General features: G+C 50.3%; 16 protein-coding genes and 1 pseudogene. 2 read left to right on the top strand and 15 right to left on the bottom strand.

The window, feature by feature from the left end:
* Window positions 1–4 precede the first annotated feature (4 nt).
* The 10 genes from AC0YNS_RS27595 to AC0YNS_RS27550 form a co-directional block, all read right to left on the bottom strand.
* Window positions 5–943 carry a type II secretion system F family protein gene (locus AC0YNS_RS27595; protein WP_475784143.1) on the bottom strand — a complete coding sequence of 313 codons (939 nt, stop codon included), beginning with the start codon at window positions 941–943 and terminating at the stop codon, window positions 5–7.
* Entirely contained in the window at window positions 940–2,355 is a 1,416-nt protein-coding gene (locus tag AC0YNS_RS27590) for an ATPase, T2SS/T4P/T4SS family (protein WP_475784142.1), read from the bottom strand. The genes AC0YNS_RS27595 and AC0YNS_RS27590 overlap by 4 nt, the downstream gene beginning before the upstream one ends.
* A complete protein-coding gene (locus tag AC0YNS_RS27585) occupies window positions 2,355–3,227 on the bottom strand; it encodes a CpaE/TadZ family protein (protein WP_475784141.1) in 873 nt (290 codons plus the stop codon). The genes AC0YNS_RS27590 and AC0YNS_RS27585 overlap by 1 nt, the downstream gene beginning before the upstream one ends.
* Window positions 3,224–3,946 (bottom strand): CpaB family protein, encoded by a 723-nt coding sequence (locus AC0YNS_RS27580; RefSeq protein WP_475784140.1) that lies wholly within the window; start codon window positions 3,944–3,946, stop codon window positions 3,224–3,226. Before AC0YNS_RS27580 ends, AC0YNS_RS27585 begins: the two co-directional genes overlap by 4 nt.
* A 185-nt stretch (window positions 3,947–4,131) precedes the next feature.
* On the bottom strand, window positions 4,132–4,809 hold the full coding sequence (locus AC0YNS_RS27575; RefSeq protein ID WP_475784139.1) for a hypothetical protein: 678 nt from the start codon (window positions 4,807–4,809) through the stop codon (window positions 4,132–4,134).
* A 14-nt stretch (window positions 4,810–4,823) separates the two neighbouring features.
* Window positions 4,824–5,516 carry a hypothetical protein gene (locus AC0YNS_RS27570; RefSeq protein WP_475784138.1) on the bottom strand — a complete coding sequence of 231 codons (693 nt, stop codon included), beginning with the start codon at window positions 5,514–5,516 and terminating at the stop codon, window positions 4,824–4,826.
* Between the two features lie 175 nt (window positions 5,517–5,691).
* Window positions 5,692–6,042, bottom strand: a complete 351-nt coding sequence (locus AC0YNS_RS27565; RefSeq protein WP_090581240.1) for a type II toxin-antitoxin system PemK/MazF family toxin — start codon at window positions 6,040–6,042, stop codon at window positions 5,692–5,694.
* A 3-nt stretch (window positions 6,043–6,045) separates the two neighbouring features.
* A complete protein-coding gene (locus AC0YNS_RS27560) occupies window positions 6,046–6,327 on the bottom strand; it encodes a CopG family ribbon-helix-helix protein (RefSeq protein WP_090644307.1) in 282 nt (93 codons plus the stop codon).
* A 237-nt stretch (window positions 6,328–6,564) separates the two neighbouring features.
* The gene (gene alr / locus AC0YNS_RS27555) at window positions 6,565–7,740 is read right to left on the bottom strand and encodes an alanine racemase (RefSeq protein ID WP_475784188.1); all 1,176 of its coding nucleotides are present in this window, start codon (window positions 7,738–7,740) and stop codon (window positions 6,565–6,567) included.
* A 170-nt stretch (window positions 7,741–7,910) separates the two neighbouring features.
* Entirely contained in the window at window positions 7,911–9,083 is a 1,173-nt protein-coding gene (locus AC0YNS_RS27550) for a DUF4367 domain-containing protein (protein ID WP_475784137.1), read from the bottom strand.
* A gap of 287 nt (window positions 9,084–9,370) precedes the next feature.
* Here AC0YNS_RS27550 and AC0YNS_RS27545 point away from each other — a divergent pair, with 287 nt between their 5' ends.
* Window positions 9,371–10,846 (top strand): esterase-like activity of phytase family protein, encoded by a 1,476-nt coding sequence (locus tag AC0YNS_RS27545; RefSeq protein ID WP_475784136.1) that lies wholly within the window; start codon window positions 9,371–9,373, stop codon window positions 10,844–10,846.
* Between the two features lie 930 nt (window positions 10,847–11,776).
* On the opposite strand, the gene AC0YNS_RS27540 is transcribed toward AC0YNS_RS27545, so the two are convergent.
* From AC0YNS_RS27540 to AC0YNS_RS27520, 5 genes and pseudogenes are all read right to left on the bottom strand, one after another.
* Complete coding sequence (locus AC0YNS_RS27540; RefSeq protein ID WP_475784187.1) at window positions 11,777–12,253, bottom strand: antibiotic biosynthesis monooxygenase; 477 nt, start codon at window positions 12,251–12,253, stop codon at window positions 11,777–11,779.
* 30 nt (window positions 12,254–12,283) lie between these two features.
* Window positions 12,284–12,670, bottom strand: a pseudogene (locus tag AC0YNS_RS27535) (ankyrin repeat domain-containing protein); the annotation flags it as partial.
* A 29-nt stretch (window positions 12,671–12,699) separates the two neighbouring features.
* Entirely contained in the window at window positions 12,700–13,509 is an 810-nt protein-coding gene (locus AC0YNS_RS27530; RefSeq protein ID WP_475784135.1) for an ABC transporter ATP-binding protein, read from the bottom strand.
* Entirely contained in the window at window positions 13,506–14,534 is a 1,029-nt protein-coding gene (locus tag AC0YNS_RS27525) for a FecCD family ABC transporter permease (protein WP_475784134.1), read from the bottom strand. The genes AC0YNS_RS27530 and AC0YNS_RS27525 overlap by 4 nt, the downstream gene beginning before the upstream one ends.
* Before the next feature lie 4 nt (window positions 14,535–14,538).
* On the bottom strand, window positions 14,539–15,822 hold the full coding sequence (locus AC0YNS_RS27520) for an ABC transporter substrate-binding protein (RefSeq protein WP_475784133.1): 1,284 nt from the start codon (window positions 15,820–15,822) through the stop codon (window positions 14,539–14,541).
* A 404-nt stretch (window positions 15,823–16,226) separates the two neighbouring features.
* Here AC0YNS_RS27520 and AC0YNS_RS27515 point away from each other — a divergent pair, with 404 nt between their 5' ends.
* On the top strand, window positions 16,227–17,798 hold the full coding sequence (locus AC0YNS_RS27515; protein WP_475784132.1) for a methyl-accepting chemotaxis protein: 1,572 nt from the start codon (window positions 16,227–16,229) through the stop codon (window positions 17,796–17,798).
* Window positions 17,799–18,045: the final 247 nt, after the last annotated feature.

Here is an 18,045-nt window from a genome sequence, read left to right as displayed (position 1 = left end):
TCCTTTACATTTTCTTGCGAGATAACCATAACCCCATGACGAATGAGCCAAATATCATCATCCCTGCATTCAGCAATAAATCTCGTCCTGCCGGATCGACAATATAATATTGGTATGCATTCTCAGGATTATAATGAAAGTTGATACCGATGAAGAGAAGGAGAAACAAGATCGGCGAGAAGTTCGCGATACGAATCTCGAGCAGCTTATTGCGCTCCTGCTGGTTGGCTCTGCGCGCCTTGCGCATATCGGTAATCAAGTCCTTTAAGTTGGCAGCGATCGGATGTCCCTCTGCCAGCCCTGCACGGACGATATTCACAAAATAATCAGCCCACACATGTCCAAGCGATGCCGCAAAAATTCGCAAACTGGCTTCATCATCGCCTCGGACGGATACATTCCTGTACAGCTGCTCGAATACGGCCTGCATAGGCCCAAGAAGCCGCTTCTCTTCAACCGTTCGCTGAAGCGCCGCTTTAATCTGCCGTCCCCCGCTGACAAGGCAGCACTGGTAGAACAGCTCCACTGCCGGCAGGAAGTCGATTCGCGTCTTCATCTGGCGGTGTACCAGCATCGTCCGAAGCAGCATATACGGTGCCGTGACCATCACACCGCCAAGCATGGATGCTCCTTTGGCGCTTTGGAAAAACAGTGCCCCGAAGGATATACCGATCAACAGAAGAAGTAAGCTTGTCACGGTAAATGAGACAGGACGCCAGCTCAGCTGCAAGGATTCAAGCAGCTCAGATAGATGGCGATACGAACGATCGAAGCGCTGCAGAAAACGTATAAACCGTTCATGAACACCACGATCGCGTCGATAATTCAGGCGACCGATGACTTGCTGCCGATGCAGCCATATGCCAATTAATCCTCGAACAGCAACAAATACAGCACCGAAGAGCGCAAAGAGGAATGTAAGCAGCCCCAGCTTGACGATCATTTGGGCTCAGCTCCCGCCATGCGCCTGAAATCCGGCAGCCATACGGAGCCCCAATGCTCCACAGACGCCGACGTCAACCTAACCTGCGCCGCCGCAGACGGGCCCTGAGGGTACCGCCAATCGCCAAGATTCTCATCGAATACAGCCCAATCTCTGACAAACACTACTCCGTCAGCCCATCCCATTTCCGCCAATCGGACCAGCCGGCGTCGTCCTGCAGCAATACGCATTTCAATTCCGATCTGAGTCACATACTCAGCAATCCGTTTCGTCAGCCGCTCCGGGTTCATCCCCCGGCCATCAAGCATACACATATCCGCAATCGCTTCGGGCACATCCTCCAGCATATTGGCATGAAGCGTCGTCATGCTGCCTGCATGTCCTCTCGTACACGCTCGCACATAGATGTTGGCATCCTCATCCCGAATTTCGGCATGGATAATCCGCTGTGGCGACTGACGCAGAGCCAGCTTGAAGGCCTGCGAGGAGCGATGCATCGCATCTTCCTCATCTGCTTCATATTCAATCACATTCTTCGTTGGGAAATCCCGCATCAGCATCAGCTCGTGCCTGCCCTCAATGGTTACAATCCTCTCCTCGTCCGGCAACTCACCGATCAGCGCCTTGATGAGATTCGTCTTGCCGGAGTTCGTTGGGCCAATGACAACAAGGTTGAATCTTGCTTCCAGAATGGCCAGCAGCATCAGTCGAAGCCGCTCATTAATCGTTCCTAATTCCTCTCGCCCAAGCTGTTCCAGTTGAAATCGTCTGACGGTATAGAATCGCAATGTCAGGGTAGGCTGCGCCGTGAACCCATGGCCGGTCATCGTGACCCTTGTACCGTCTCGAAGCATCACTTCAGCCCATCTCTTGCGCGGATTGATGCGATCATTATTGTAGAGCACTAAGTTCTGCTGAATCCGCTCAACCTCGCGAAGCGAATCAAAGGCATAGTGGGACGGCGTACTCCGTCCGTCTCGCACTTCGAATATCCTCGTACCCACGACCTGAATTTCCTCCAGTCCTTCCCGTTTCTGCAGCACCAGCTCCAGCACACTCATCCCGATCACTTCGGCGAACAGCGCCTCTGCAAGCGTCGAATACGGATGCTGATACCCGGGCAGCTCATGAATCCGCTGCCGAAGCAGACGATCTGCAATAACCGCGAGGATTCGCTCCCGATCGTTCGTATAGCCAAGCACCGCTCGATTCAAGCTCTCGTTGTATTCACGCCGCTCTTCCTCTGTCTCGCCGCGTGGCAACGCCAAGTAGGCACGCACGTCTTCCGATAACCGGTTAAAGTCCCGCTGCGCATCATGCTCCGTTACCGGGACAGCAGCATCAGCTACCGACTCAACCGCCAGCAGCTTCGCCGAGAAGGCCGATGGCGAGAAGCGTCCGTCGCCTTTCATTAGGAGCTGACTCCGCCGCGATGGGTTAGCAGCTTCTTATACCAAGGCTGTACCGTCATCCTCATTTGCCGTTTCAAGCCGTAATGCTCAATGAGTTTACTTGAAGGCTCCTTCATGACCGCCTTCCCTCTCTCGTCATTAAGCAGCCACTCGTCGAGTGTTCCGCTATCAAGCTGTGATAACAGCGGCTCCGATAACGTCAGCTCACCTAGAAAAGCAACTCCGAGCTCTTTACAAATATCCTTCACATGAAATCCTCCTCTGCCCCAGGGCTGATGTATTATAATCGCTTCATAATCGTGAGGAGCAACGCCGTACATAGCGGAAAGCTGCTTGATCCAGCGCTGTCCGTCCTCCTGAAAGTGAGACAACGCACTTGTCGTTACGATAATCCGTTTATGTGCCTTACGAAGCGCACATAGCGTTGCTGCATTATCCCAATACGCACCGACATCCGCAATCACGATGCTGAAAGTCTGTTCTGCGACAGCGAGCAAATGCTCTACTTCTTCGATGGTAAAAAACTCAGCCTGATCTCGCATAATGTTGCCGAACAGCACATGCAGATCAGCTGCTCCTCGGCAGCGATGCATGGAACGAAGCAGTTTATCAGGCTGCAAAGAACCGGTAAGCAGCTCAGGTCGTAACGAATCCAGTGTTGCACTAGGCTTATCTACACCTAGGAAACGATGCGCTTTCGCACTCTTGAGATTCAGGCATAGATACCCAACGGACCTCCCGCTCTCCTCTGCAATTCGGCAGGCCGAAGCGAAAGCAGCAGCAGTAGTACCGATATTAGGTGTCGTACCGAGAAAGGTGATGATCGGATTGGATGTCGCGGCACCGGCTACGGCTACGGCAAAATCATTCATCGCAATCCACCTTCGGCTGCCGCAATAGCCAGCGATTCGGACGAGTACGCAATAACCACTTTGCTCTTGCCGCCTTTACAGATCGAATCGAGCTTTAGCCACTGCGCCTCCGTCAGATTCAGATTGACGGCATCAATCATGCCGTTCGCATCACGTCTGGCCGCATACATGCCTTCTTTGTCCGAGTTGGCTAACGACATCAAGTTCGAATTGCTTGTACTGTCAATTTCGAGATTACCCGATGTTTTCACCGAGGCAACCGTCACCGATTCAGCAAACAACCTGGCAGATGCCACAGACTCTCCCGATAAATAAAGCATCACTTTGTCTCCGGCGCGAATGCCATTCGAGACGGAGAGGACGTAGTCGCGCGGGATTTGAAAGGTGGCTTGCTCTCGACTTGGCAGCAACCGAAACTTGTCCACCTTCCAGCTAAGCAAAGGCTCATTAGCTCCCAGAGGTACAATCACCTCCATGCCGTCCATCTCTTCCTCACGCAGGAACATCTCCGGAACATAGGATGCTTTGGCAATCTGCTTCACGCCCAGCATCTCCGTTGTCAGCCGCTCACCGGCATCTACGAAGCGAACCGGCACGATGACATTCACCGTCTCTTGAAATTTCACCTGACGCAGCTGCAGAACATATACTCCGTAGACAAGTAAACCTGACAAGAGGGCTGCCGAAACGGTAACCCCTATATGACGCTTTCGATTCATGGCGATTCCTTTCCGCAGCTCTTAAAATAGCGAGAAACAAAAAAAGAACGCAAGCAGGGGCATGGAGCCCAAGCTTGCGTTCTTCGCATAGCGGTCGCTAAATATTCTGCTACTATAATATTGAACTTATAATAACAGACCCAATAATCACTGTCTAGCATAAATTGTCATTTTCTCAAAAATTGTTATCTTTTAATTTTCTCAATCACAACCGATGCCTTATTTACCTTCAGCGATTTACGATACTCGATCAGCCCAATTCTGCACCCTGGTCCGATGACCACGTTGGTTCCCCTTACAACATCGGCAGTCGTATGCTCCAAGTAAATATTCTCGCCTTCGATCAGCTCACTGTTAAGTTCCATCGAATGCGGCTTTGTAAACCACTGCTTCATTCCGCCCCACTTGCTCTGCCGAACATTGATCCGTCCGCCGCCAATTTCCTTGGCATGACAAGGACCCCATGGACGAATCTCCACCACATTCGCATTTAATAAGCCGTGAATATGGAACCCGCCTCGAACGTCAAAATATTCAGCCTCGCATTCCCCATGAACGGCCAGCTGTCCCCGAACCTTCAGCGACTTGCTGCGAATGCTGCCTGTCGTATCCATCTCGCCAAGCACATGCATCTGAGCGCCATAAACATCGCCTCGAACGGTCGTTTCCCCCACCTGGCGATAAAGTCCGACTTTCAAATCGCCTGATACGGTCAAGTTCCCCATGCTATGAAGGGATTCACTCTCTATCGAACCGAGCACTTGCCCTTCACCGAGCACGCGTATACTCTCATAATAACCGCCGGAGGTTGAGCCTGTTCCGGTAATCCGTACTTTTCTTCTGGTCCCCGTCATCATCTGCATCTCCACCTCGCCCCTTATCCGAAAATCCGCTCTCGCGAGCGAACAACCGCATCCGGATGGACAATGAGCTCCGACTCGAACTCGACGCGGTCAATAACACAACCTGCACCAATCTTCACTTGGCGACCGCGCACTAGTGCTGCCGTAGTTTCGACCAAATGGATGTCATCGCCTTCAATGCGATTTGCACGAAGTTGAGTTTGCCAAGTTGCCGGTAGAATCGATTGCATCAGTCGTTTAAGTGTCCCGCTGCTTGTAATCATCACGCTGATTTGCTTGGCGCGAATGACTTCCGCTCGTACCGGGCCATCCATGTAAATATGCAGACGGTCCGCATCCAGCACCCCGTCCACGGTCAACGCACCTCTTACATCGCATCCATGTGTCCTGCAATCGCCTTGAATTTTCACAAAACCATTCGCTTGCAAGTACTCGCTATCCACATGACCGCGAATCGTAGCCTGACCCTCGATCTTAGTCATAACCGCCTTCACCGAGCCATCCACGGTCAACTTGCCGGACGCTTCGAAGCTCTCTTCTACACGAATGCTGCCCTTCACCTTAGCCAAGCCGTTCATCTTAAAGGAGTAGCAGTCCAAGCTTCCGTCTACTTTGCTGACACCTTCGAGCTCAACGCGGTGAAAGTCCCCTCCGCCAGTCGTACCCACGCCTGCAATTGCAAAATCCGGTCGATTCATTGTCGTCATTCTCATGACCCCTCCATCCATTCCATATGTTACTTTCATTATGGATTGAAACGACGCTTCCAAACAGCGGCGCAGGATGGAACATGAGCTACGTCCGAAGACTGATATCATTTCTATGTTAATAGACAAAAAAAACAGAGCCATCCGGCCCTGCTGTCGTGTATTGCTCTTCAGTTCAAAAATCGATTAGACCGACACTGATTTGAAGCGCCTCGTCTACCTTACGCATCGTCTCATCATCCAGATGAGTGATCTTGTCGGTCAGACGCTGCTTATCAATCGTGCGGATCTGCTCCAGAAGCAGAACGGAATCACGGTCAAATCCATGCAACGCCGCATCAATCTCCACATGTGTCGGCAGCTTAGCCTTCTGGATCTGGGCTGTAATGGCTGCAACAATGACGGTTGGACTGAAGCGATTGCCAATATCATTTTGAATTACCAGAACAGGACGAACGCCCCCCTGTTCAGAACCGACAACAGGTGACAAGTCCGCAAAAAACACATCGCCGCGTTTAACGATCAAGCTTTACACCCCGCTTACGAGTCGGCCGAGCGTATCGCCGGCATCTTCCTCCGCTTGAAAAGCTTCCGACGCCATCACTAGGTTGATTTTTGCCATTTCCAGATAGCCTCGCTGCATCGAATCGCGAATCTGTCGTTTCTTCCGCTCGATCAAATACAATTTCATAGCCTGACGAATGAATTCGCTTCGGTTCGAGTTTTCTTTGGCGACGATTCCGTCGACTTCCTCCAGCAAATGATCCGGTAAACTGATCATAATCCTTTTGGTATTTTGCAAATTGGCCACCGAACTCGCACCCCCAAAACATTTCCAGCAAAAAACAGTAACAGTATGTCATTGTTTGGTCCGTATTATACACCTTCATATGTATGCAGACCGTATATCAAGTATGCTGCACGCGAAGATAAACGCTTTAGACCGACAACAAAGAACATCTTAACAACATTATTCGAGATAAGACGATAAAATCCTTTAAATCCATTGAAAATCCTTAGCAGGTAATTCATTCCTCCTGCATTCCGTTTACAGGAGGGGATTCGTCACAGCAACAACTTGCTGCCCTCGCATATATACGCGCGGTACACGCGCTGCGACCATACAGATGACTTCATAATTAATCGTACCGAGCTTCTCTTCCAGTTCCTCGACAGAGATTAACTCGTCGCCCTGCCTGCCAATGAGCACGACTTCCTCACCGACCTGAACCGGACCTTGAGCGGCTTCAGCACCATCCAGCGCGATCATGCATTGGTCCATGCAAATCGTGCCGAGTACCGGCACACGCTGACCACGAAGCAGCACTTCTGCCTTACCTGTCAGCATGCGGCTAAAACCATCCGCATAACCAACCGGGAGCGTTCCGATTCTCTCGTCGCCTTTTGTCACATAACGAGAGCCGTAGCTGATCCCCCAGCCCTCCGGCACATCCTTGACCATGACGACAGCCGTCTTGAGTGTCATGACAGGTTCAAGAGCAATCCGCTGCTTATTCACATATGCCGATGGATAAAGACCGTACATGCTAATACCAAGGCGCAGCATGCCGCAGCCCATCTCCGGAGTATCAATTCCGGCTGCACTGTTAGCAGCATGAATGATCGGAATATGAAGATCTGCTGCCTTAAGCTGTTTGACGAACGTAGAAAACCGCTCATATTGCAGCTGCGTATAGCCTTTATCCGCTTCATCCGCTTGCGCATAATGAGTGAACAAGCCTTCAACCTCAATGCCTGGCTGCTCCATCGCGCGCGAAATAAACGCCAATGCATCATCACTTGCAAGCAGGCCTAATCGGCCCATACCCGTATCGATCTTCACATGAACAGAGAGTTTCTTGTCGGTTGCCGGCAAGTCTGCCGCAGCTTTCAATATTTCATCACTAAAAAGCGCAATAGCGATATCCGCATCCCGCGCAGCAGCTAAGCCTTGCGGCGGTACATAGCCAAGCACCAGAATGTTCGTCTTAATACCGGCCTGCCGGAGCTGGAGAGCTTCATCAAGAAAAGCGACACCGAGAAAATCAACGCCGCAGCGTTCGGCTTCCCGAGCCGTTTCGACGGCACCATGGCCGTAAGCATTCGCTTTCACCGATGCCATAAGCAGCATGCCTTCAGGCATTGCCTTCCGAAAAGTCTGCAAATTATGAGAAAGCGCATCTAAAGATATCTCTGCCCGAGTGGGGCGATAATAAGCGTTCACATCCAACTTGCTCCACCTTCATTTCCAAAAAGTAAACGCCCGCCTTGGTGAGGGCAGGCGTTTATCTTATTAACCCGTAACCTATATGTTAAACGTTTTTGCTTCCTGATGTCAATGAATTGGAAGGTTTAACAGGCTCGATTCCGGCTGGAAAATGTTTATTGTACACACTATTTACTCATCTCGCCTTGTACGGATTGCGCGACTTTGATCATTTCATTTTGCGGCAGATTACCGGTTGTGATTCTGAATTCTGTGCCGTCGTATGTCCATGTCAGCGTACGCTGTTCGTCTTCGGTGCCGCTTATGGAGCCGTACGTGAAGCCCAGATCGATCAGATCACCTTTCATTGCGGATACCGCGACATCCTTCGGCTGCGTTTGAATCAAGGTGTAGTCGAAGCTGCCTGCGTAACGGATCAGGATGCCCGCATTGCCGCCGAACACGATATCCTGCTGGTCTTTCTCCGATACACCATCTGGGAGATAAGACGGCTCCATCGCTGTGAATGCATGATTGATCGGTCCGAGCGTACCTTGTGAGCCGTCATCGGACTCTTCGTTGCTTGTTCCGTTATTGTCCGGATTCGCCGCTGCATCGGAATCGACCGAATTGTTCGTATTTGCATCTGTATTCGCGTCGGTTTCAGCATTTACATTCGTATTGCTTTGATCGGAATCCGGCTCAGCTGTTGTCGGTTTGTCGGCTGCTGCGCCCATGTTCGTCTGAGTATCGAATACACTCTTCTCGAGCTTCGAACCGAATTCGAACGAATCGAACTTAACGGAAACCATCACCGCTGCATTGGCATCGCTGACTTCCACTTTGTTAGGGGCATAGTCGGATTTGTTCAGCCAGATTTTCTGCCGTGCAAGCGATCCGTTCTGATAATTAGCCATGACATCAAATACATAAGCATCATTGTCCACTGCAAATTGGCGCGAGTTGTCGAGCAGAATGCTTTGGACCAGCGTTTGATACAGGTACACTTGCCCTTGGTTAGCCGGCCAATCGCTTTGGAAACGGAACACTTTATTCAGGCGCGGCGTCAAGACAAAAACGCCCTCATCGTTGCGCAACACGATTTGCGTGATGTCCTTCTTCGCGTTCGTCAAAGCGATGCGATAGTATTGCGGCTTCTGATAAGAAACATCCACCTGATACTCCAGCGGCTGCTGGCCCGTAAACAGCGTCATCGTGCCTTTGCCATGATAGCTGCCCAAGTTAGTAAGTGTTTTGTCCAATTCCTTGACAACCGATTCCGCGTCCTTAGTCCCGCAGCCTGCGAGCACCGCCGTAAGGCAAAGCAAAATAGCTGCGATTAAACTGAATCGACGACGCATGAGATCCACCCCTCATCACAATTTTTAAACGTATCCGGAGTTGCGCTTGACAAAAAGCCGTTTACGCTTGACTTGTACTATGTCTATGAGAGGACTTGGACAATTATGCAGACTAGCATGACAAGCTTGCAGGATCGATCTCGACATAAGAAAAGAAGAGCCCGGATAGGCTCCACCTGTTCCGTTTTACAATTTCTTCAAGCCGCTATCATATTAGCTTAATAATTCTCTTCTATGCTGTTCAGAGATATGGCCATGCCAGTATGTATAATAGAGGAGAGATGGGAATGAAAGCTGTAACAAAGAAATGGGTTGCCGTAGCAGGCGCTGCTTGCATCGTGATGGGCAGTACGCAAATTGTACAAGCTGCCGACACCGCATTCAAAGCACTTGCCGTTCAAATCAAGCTATTTGCAGGCGATTCCGAAGTGAAGTTGGATAAAGATGCAGTCACGATCAATGGCAGCTTATATGTGCCGGTGAGAGCGATGGGCGAGGCACTTGGACAAGAAGTGGCTTGGGACAGCACAAGCAAGAAAGTGACTTTGCGCGCGTATCCTTATGTTGCCGGCAAGTACACGTGGACAACTCCTCCGAGCCTTGGACTCGGTTTGAAGGAAGGCGGCTTCTCCGGTCTGACTCATTTGCCGGGCGATCCGGACAATGTCTTCTATACGCTTGCTGATCGTGGACCAAACGGACAAATTACGATCGACAAAACGGTTAACCGCACATTCCCGGCGCAGGATTATGTGCCTCGTTTCTATAAAATCAAGCTAGAGGGCAGCTCCGTGAACATCCTTGAGACGAACAAGCTGCTTCTTCCGGAAGGTACAAAGGGCGTCGTTTCGGGAAGTCGTTTCACGACTGGTCTTAGCAACATCGCGTCCGACGAGAAATCATACGACAATACGGGCAAGACTTTGCTGCCGCTTGATCCGGATGGACTGGATCTTGAAGGCATCGCATACAACAAGGCAGATGACACGTTCTGGATGTCCGATGAGTACCGCCCTTCGCTCATTCAATTGAAACGTGACGGTACGATTATCAGCCGTTATGTTCCGGTAGGCGATAAAGCGAAGCTTGCAAACGCGCAAATTCCGGTAGTTGAAGCGATTCCGGCTGTCTATGCCAAACGCATCGTTAACCGCGGTTTCGAAGGCGTAACGATCAGCCCTGATGGCAAATTCCTCTACGCTTCCATTCAAAGCCCGATGGCTGTGCCGGATAAAGCGACAGGTGAAGCCTCACGCAATCTGCGCATTCTGAAGATGGATCTGGCGACGAAGAAGCTTGTAGGCGAATATGTGTATATGGCGGAGGATGCAAAATCATTCGTGAACGTTTCGCAGAAGGACGTTGTCATCTCCGATCTTCAAGCGTTATCGAGCGATGTCCTGCTCGTTGATGAGCGGGATAAGAACGAAGGCGCGGCAGCGCAAATCAAACGCGTGTACCGCATTGACCTTGCGAAAGCCACTAACATCCTTAACAACGCCGCTGTGAGCGGAAACGTTGAAGGTACATCGGATTGGAAAGCGCTGAACGTAACAACTGCGCCGAAAGAGCTGGTTGTGGATCTGACGGCGCTTGACTATCCGTTCGAGAAATTCGAAGGTTTGACCGTACTGAACAAGAACACGCTGGTTATCGCCAATGACAACGACTTCGGCGTTGGCGAATACGATGCTAACGGCGTTCTCAAGTTAACAGACAAGCAAACTCAAGTGTGGGTAATTAAAGTAAAAGAGATGTGGTAATACGCAAGGGCTGTCCCGGTCATCTTTCGATGACTAGGGCAGCCCTTGTTTTAGTTTGATATGGAAATGCCGTGCTTCGAGGGCTTATCATCATCATCCGTGGCAATATGGTCGGTTCAATGGCTGAGAATCGGTTTTCACGACTTTCAGTTTCTTTTTTCGCCTCGGTTTGGACTCCGAGAGACAGGTTTTCCTACTCTCACTCACGTTAAAATATGGTGCAACCAAAAAAGCCTCCATAATAGAGGCTTCTGGCTGTCTTCGAAAGTCGCTCCCGAAGTCTAACGGTTGCCAGAGCGCTTAATCTCCCCTTTTTCGGCGTCCCACAATTTTAACGGTTGCCAGAGAGGCTATTTCGCGATTTAGGTATGGATTCCAGCTGAAAAAGGACAAATAAGGCCTCTGGCAACCGTTAGAGAAAATAGAAAGCAAAAAAAGACCAAATAAGCGCTATTTCAACCGTTAGAATTCAGCGCCTCCCGCCTCGGCGGGGGATTGTATCTTTCGCCCCGCCGAGGCGGGAGGCGGGGTAATTGAGAGGGAGGCTGGCAGGGTTCTCGATGGGTTTCTCGGTAGTGGCTCGGTGGGCCTCGATGGGTTTCTCGGTAGTGGCTCGGTGGGGGCTCGATGGGTTTCTCGGTAGTGGCTCGATGAGGCTCAATGGGTTTCTCGGTAGTGGCTCGGTGCGAGCTCAATGGGTTTCTCGGTAGTGGGCTCGATGAGGGCTCAATGGGTTTCTCGGTAGTGGCTCGGTGCGAGCTCAATGGGGTTCTCGGTAGTGGGCTCGGTAGTGGCTCGATGGGTTTCTCGGTAGTGGCTCGATGAGGGCTCAATAGGGTTCTCGGTAGTGGGGTTCTCGGTGGGGTTCTCGGCAGGTTCTCGACAAAAAAGAAGCCCCCATAATGGAGGCTTCTTCTCTGGATCTTCACATTAGTTAGCGGCGGACTCAACCGGCGCGGACTCTGGCAAATGCGAGACCACGACTTGATAGATGGTCACTTTGTTGCCGACGATTGGACCTGCTGTTGCTTCCGCAGCCGGCTGGCCGTGGCCTTGACCATGCGCTTGACCCTGACCATGCGCTTGACCGTGACCATGTGCTTGACCGCCGTGTCCTTGTCCTTGTCCTTGTCCTTGTCCTTGACCATGAGGGGAACCTTGCGCTCCCTCGCGGCGTGTATGTGCATGACGGAAAGAATCGCTGTTCGCCCAAGCTTGGAAATCTTCTTCCTTCTCCCAAGTTGTGCATACACGAATCTCTTCTGTTTCTTCCGAAACGACCGCATGCAGAACATCCATCCGGACAAATCCAGGGAATGTATGTACGCTCTTAGGCGTCTTGAAGCGTTCCAATACCGCCTCTGCAAAGCCGGCACGAACCTCAATTCGATTTTCTACTACAATCATCGTCTTAGTCCCCTTCTCATCGATATTCAAGAGCGACTTCAAATACGAGACAACCTCTTTCGCTTGCTCGCCGCCGATCATCGCATGCTGCAGCAGCGTTATGCCGTGCGGTCCACGCGCATGAATCGATTCCGGATACCGGGTAAGTGTCGATTGGATCACTTCCAGGTCACCAAGCATAGCGGCAGCAAATAAGTCAATTCGTGCACCTTTGGACAACAGCCACTCTGCAATGTCACGGCGTCCAACATGAGATGCCGCTCCGAGCGCTGTCTCCCAGTCATCGCCGCCCCAGTTCATGGATGCGTGCAATAAAGCAGGCTCTTGCGCAAGCAGGGTTTGAACCTTATTCAAATCCGCGTGTGCTGCGCCTACGAATTCCCGTACCAATTCGGTGCTCAATGCTGCTTTAGCCAATCGAATCTCCTCCTCATTATAACTCTAATTTATGCTGTCGCTTCATGAGGCTGTTTGTTTACAATACCGCTTGGCAAATAAACCGGAACACCATCATCGTAATAAACTTTTGCTTCGATGCCGAACACTTCGCGGAAGAACTCCACGCGGAATACTTCGCCAGGCGTCCCTTGCTTCACGATCGACCCGCTCTTCATCGCCACAATCCGGTCGCAGAAACGAGCCGCTTGATTCAAATCATGCAGGACCATCACAACCGTGATGCCTTGATCCTGATTCAAGCTGCGGATCAGCTCCATCAATTCCAATTGATGCGCGATATCCAAATACGTCGTCGGTTCATCCAACAGCAGCACCCGCGGCGTCTGTGCCATACACATGGCAAGCCATGCACGCTGACGCTCTCCGCCTGATAATTCCAACAGGGAACGATGCTGCAGCCTCGTCATGCTGGTAACCTGCAGTGCCCAATCGACCACTTCCTCATGTGAGCCTCTGCATTCTTCATACCATTTCAAATGAGGATTACGCCCTCTGCGAACCAAGTCACGCACCGTAATATCTAAGGCAGCTTCCTGAGTTTGCGCAAGCATCGTCATCGTTCTCGCAACGGATTTGTTATCCATGCCTGCAAGATCCCGGCCCTCCAGTTCAATCTTACCTGATTGAGGAGCAGCAAGTCTTGCCAGCATGCGCAGAACAGTCGATTTGCCCGAGCCGTTAGGACCGACGATACCGAGCCATTCACCGGCAGCGACTTTAAGATTGAAGCCGTTCACGATCGGAGCAGAACGCTCATAGCCATACTTTAATTGATCGGCAGCTATTGCAGGATTCATCGTTTGACCCCTTTCCTAAGCAAATAGAGGAAGAAAGGCGCACCGAGAAGCGCAAGTAAAATACCTACTGGGAACTCAATCGGATCAAACCAGCTTCGTGCAGCGGTATCCGCGGCCATGACTAACGTTCCCCCGCCCATTGCTGAAATAGGCAGCAGAATTCGATAATCATTGCCGACTAACAGCCGGACGATATGCGGGACAACAAGACCGACGAAGCCGACCATCCCAACGATGCTGATCGAAGCGCCTGCCAGGAAGGTAGATAGCAAAATAATAAGCAATCTTCCGATTTCCACTCGGCTTCCAAGCAGCTTAGCGGCATCGTCACCAAGGACGAGCAGGTTAGCTGTCTTAATCAAGAAGATCGAAGCGATGATGCCAATAACGGCATAGGGCAGCAGCGTTTGAAAGTGCGGCCAGCTCCGTCCGTTCAAGCTGCCCGACATCCATGGCAGAACGGATTGAACCTTCTCACTATTCAAAATCATCAGCGCCGTCATCGCCGCGCCGAGCAGCGAATTGACCGCAACTCCAGCCAAAATCAATCGAAGCGGAGAAGCGCCGCCTTTCCACGAGAGGGCATACACAACCGCTGCTGCAGCAAGTGCACCAAGGAAAGCCGCAATGGGCAAATAGGCGATCTTCTCGGGGAACAAAATCATAATAACAACAGCCGCAAGCCCGCCGCCGGAGGAAACGCCGATAATGCCGGGATCAGCAAGCGGATTACGGAATACACCTTGCAAGAAGGTGCCTGAGATCGCCAGGCAGATGCCTGCCAGCATGCCGGTCAATACACGCGGAAGCCTGAGATTCCAAACAATTTGTCTCGATTCCGAGTCGGAGGCGTGAAGCAATGAGCTCCACACCTCGCGCGCCGGAATCGGAATTGAGCCTGACATCAAGCCATACAACCCTGCAAGCAGCAGCAGGACAAGACTAATAATTAGTACACTGCCTCTGCGAATACTTCTCGAGGTCCGCACCTCTTGCGCTCTTTGTCCGGTTACGATTGTCGCCATCGGATTAATCCACCGTTAGAAGCAATTTGTTGATGGTTTCGATCGCTTGCGGCGCTCTGATGCCTGGGTTTGCCGCGAACAGATCAGATGGCAGCACTTCAAACTTGTCATTCTTCACGGCAGGCAAGCTCTTCCAAGCCGCATTGGATTCGAATTCTTTCTTGAAGCTTGCTTTGACATCTGCAGCATCGCCATGCGTAATGAATAGAATAATGTCCGGATTCGCAGCTACGATCCGCTCAAGGCTCAGCTCCGCGTATTGCGGCATGCCATCCATTCCTTTGAACGAAGAAGCCACGTTCTTACCACCTGCAAGCTCCAAGAAGTTGCCAGGGTAGCTTGTAGGAAGCGCAATAACGAAACTTCCCGGTGCGCCGTAAACGATCAGTGTTTTCGGAGCTGTAGCCGGTTTCTTCAAACCTGCAACATCGCTGTTCATCTTCGCAATCAACTGTGCGGCTTTCGTTTCTTGACCAAGAATGCGGCCATAGAGTTTAATCGAAGCTTGAATTTCGGTAAAGGAGTTGTGCGAGTTGAACATCACTTGTGCGCCAAGCTTCTCAATCGTCGCTTGTTGTGTCTTCAGTGCAGGGCTTGCAATGACGAGATCCGGTTTCAATGTCGCCAGTATCTCGAAATTAAGACCGTGAGAGCTTCCCACTTCCGGAACGGACGTCGCTTCAGAAGGGAATACTTTGCCGATTGCAGTGGAACGGCCGACAACTTTGCTGCCAAGCGCATAAATGATTTCGGTATCGGAGGAAGACAGCGTTACGATGCGGCTTGGTTTCTTCTTCAGGGTAAACGTACCTGTGCTTGTCGTCACTGTCATCGTGCTGTTGATCGCAACGGAATTGAAGTTCTTATTGTATGTAACCCATTTGCCGAATGCCTCAGAGATCAGGCGAAGCGGAACATAAGTTTTACCGTCTGAAATCACAGGTGCCGACTCCAGCGCTTTAAAGTCACCGTTTATGTATGCAGAGGTAGAACCAACTGTCAGTTTAACCGTAACGCCGCCTTGTACAGCGGAAACTGCTTTATTCTTCGCATCCCATGTTGCACGACCGCCAAGCGCATTAACGAGGCTGCTGTATGGTACAAGCGTTCTGCCGTTAATCACTTTAGGAGCGGCATCGAGCGAAACGGATTTCCCATCAAGAGTAACGTTGATAGATGAACTTGCTGCTTGTGCTGCTTGTGCTGCTTGACCTGACCCTGCAGCTAAAGGAGCTGCAAGCACCGATGTAGCTAATAATGAACGAGTTAAAACTTTGGAAAACAACATGACCACTCTCCCGATAATTAATAATGATAATCACTCTCAATCAACACAAACAATAATAGTCGATAATGATTCTCATTGTCAATTATAATTTTTAATCTATTATTACTAATCTCGAAGATGCCTGCAGTTCGTATTTCCCCTTCTACTATAAGGTGCATTTTCATAGAAACTGCACTGGATTCGCTTCAGAAAGAGGGCATTCGAGCCTATGTTTATCCTTCAAGCAAGCCATATTCCTCCGTCCGACTTTACCTCGCACTTTTCTAGCATTTGGACGTAAAAAGAACCTGCTTCTACCCAATTCCATACAGAAATCAAATAGTTTTTACCCATTTGTTTTAACACTTTCCATGTATCTTTAGTATCAAAGAAGAACCTAATCCTATGAAACAGGAGTGAACCATGTGAAATTGTCCATACGCGTAAAACTAATGTCTAGCTTTCTTGCCATTCTTGCACTGTTGACCGGGATCGGGGTACTTGCTATTGTACAAATGGGATCGCTTCAGAAATCCAGTTCCATCGTTCAAACCAACTGGTTGCCGAGTTTAAATAATATCGGAGTCATTAAGGATGACTTCATGGAAGCACGCGTTAATGTCAATAAAATCAACTTGGAAAGCGATCCAGCCCAAATCGCGATTATTGAACAAACGATTAACGAAAGCATGGGCAAAGCATTACAAGAACTTAAGGCGTATGAGCATCTTCTTATCTCCGATGAGGAAACGGAAATTTTCAATTCACTTCTTGCTAATATGCAAGCTTACTCAGAAGGGCTAGCTCCTGTTATCCAAGCGAGAAAAGAAAATAAACCTGAACAAGGGTATGCACTTCTCAATGATTTGTCTTCACAGCGTAAAAAGGTACAAGATGACTTCAACCGCTGGATTGTGTTCAATAATGACGGCGTTAAAGCGGAAGTAGACGGTGCTGCGCAAACGAATAAAGTCGGCAAATCACTGATCATTGGCTTTGGTATTTTCGCCATAGCTGTCGGTATTGGGCTTGCACTTCTGATTTCCGAGTCGATGGTGAAGTCAATCCGCTCCATTCTGAACGTAGCGACCAAAGCGGCGAAAGGAGATTTGCGTGATCAAGCTGTATCGAAGAGCAAGGACGAGCTGGGCACGCTTGCCACTGCGTTCAACGATATGATGGATAATTTGCGCAAGCTTATCAGCCACACCGTAACTTCAGCACAGAGTGTTGCCGCGGCATCCGAGGAAATCTCCGCTACGACGGAAGAGATAGCTAAAGGAAGCACCGAGCAAGCAGAATCAGCTCAGGTGATTAGCGAGCTTGTACGTGAAATGTCGATTGCCGTTAACGATGTTGCGAATAAAGCCTCTGTTGTAGCCGAGCTGTCGGATAAAACAAAACGCGGTGCAGAGGATGGCAGCGATACGGTTAGTGCATCGGTGCAAAGTATGGAGAAGCTCTCCTCTCAAATGCAATTGCTGGAGAAAGACTCACAGAAGATTGGTCAAATTATTCAGGTTATCGACGAAATTTCCGAACAAACGAATTTGCTTGCCCTTAATGCAGCCATTGAAGCGGCACGTGCCGGTGACCAAGGACGCGGGTTTGCCGTTGTAGCCGATGAAGTTCGCAAGCTGGCAGAGCGCAGCAGCGAAGCTACACAGCAAATTGCCGAGATCATCAAAGGCATGCAGCATAATACCGATCAAAGCTTAAGAGCTATGGAGCATGCAACCCTGCAAACCTCCAAAACCGGACAAACCTTCGAGAGCATCGTACGCATGGTAAGCGAAACTGCCGACCAAGTGACTGAAATTGCAGCAGCAAGCGAAGAGCAAGCCGCGCAGTCCGAAGAAGTCATGCGCGCAGTAGAAACCATTGCAGCAGCAAGCGAAGAATCCGCTGCGGCAGCCGAAGAAACAGCAAGCTCGTCGCAGACGCTTGCGCATCTGTCGGAAGAACTCAACAAGAACATCAATTTCTTCAAAGTTTAAACATATTAAGAAGCGGTACGGTTCGGGGCTTGTTCTAGCCCTTGGCCGTACCGCTTTTTTGTGAATCCATGCCTGTTTCCCGTTGCCAGCCCAGCAATCGCCGAACAGGATTTTCGCGTAAACGAACTGAAACCGAATAGGCTTATTATTGGTGCCAATATAAATTTTTCAAAATCTAACGAACCCCTCAGAGGAAGCGGGAAACGCTAACGAACCATGGAGGTCTTATTTGCCTCATAATAGCTCC

The organism is Paenibacillus sp. J22FR21, assembly GCF_056269135.1.
Note: the sequence above shows the minus strand (reverse complement) of the source record. Positions and strands in the feature narration are given on the sequence as shown.

Coding starts and splice junctions, on each gene's coding strand:
- AC0YNS_RS27580 (WP_475784140.1), bottom strand. CDS start 3,946: ATGAATCGAAAGCGTCATATAGGGGTTACCGTTTCGGCAGCCCTCTTG.
- AC0YNS_RS27545 (WP_475784136.1), top strand. CDS start 9,371: ATGAAAGCTGTAACAAAGAAATGGGTTGCCGTAGCAGGCGCTGCTTGC.
- AC0YNS_RS27570 (WP_475784138.1), bottom strand. CDS start 5,516: ATGACGACAATGAATCGACCGGATTTTGCAATTGCAGGCGTGGGTACG.
- AC0YNS_RS27520 (WP_475784133.1), bottom strand. CDS start 15,822: ATGTTGTTTTCCAAAGTTTTAACTCGTTCATTATTAGCTACATCGGTG.
- AC0YNS_RS27590 (WP_475784142.1), bottom strand. CDS start 2,355: ATGAAAGGCGACGGACGCTTCTCGCCATCGGCCTTCTCGGCGAAGCTG.
- AC0YNS_RS27585 (WP_475784141.1), bottom strand. CDS start 3,227: ATGAATGATTTTGCCGTAGCCGTAGCCGGTGCCGCGACATCCAATCCG.
- AC0YNS_RS27530 (WP_475784135.1), bottom strand. CDS start 13,509: ATGAATCCTGCAATAGCTGCCGATCAATTAAAGTATGGCTATGAGCGT.
- AC0YNS_RS27550 (WP_475784137.1), bottom strand. CDS start 9,083: ATGCGTCGTCGATTCAGTTTAATCGCAGCTATTTTGCTTTGCCTTACG.
- AC0YNS_RS27525 (WP_475784134.1), bottom strand. CDS start 14,534: ATGGCGACAATCGTAACCGGACAAAGAGCGCAAGAGGTGCGGACCTCG.
- AC0YNS_RS27595 (WP_475784143.1), bottom strand. CDS start 943: ATGATCGTCAAGCTGGGGCTGCTTACATTCCTCTTTGCGCTCTTCGGT.
- AC0YNS_RS27575 (WP_475784139.1), bottom strand. CDS start 4,809: ATGCAGATGATGACGGGGACCAGAAGAAAAGTACGGATTACCGGAACA.
- AC0YNS_RS27540 (WP_475784187.1), bottom strand. CDS start 12,253: ATGATTGTAGTAGAAAATCGAATTGAGGTTCGTGCCGGCTTTGCAGAG.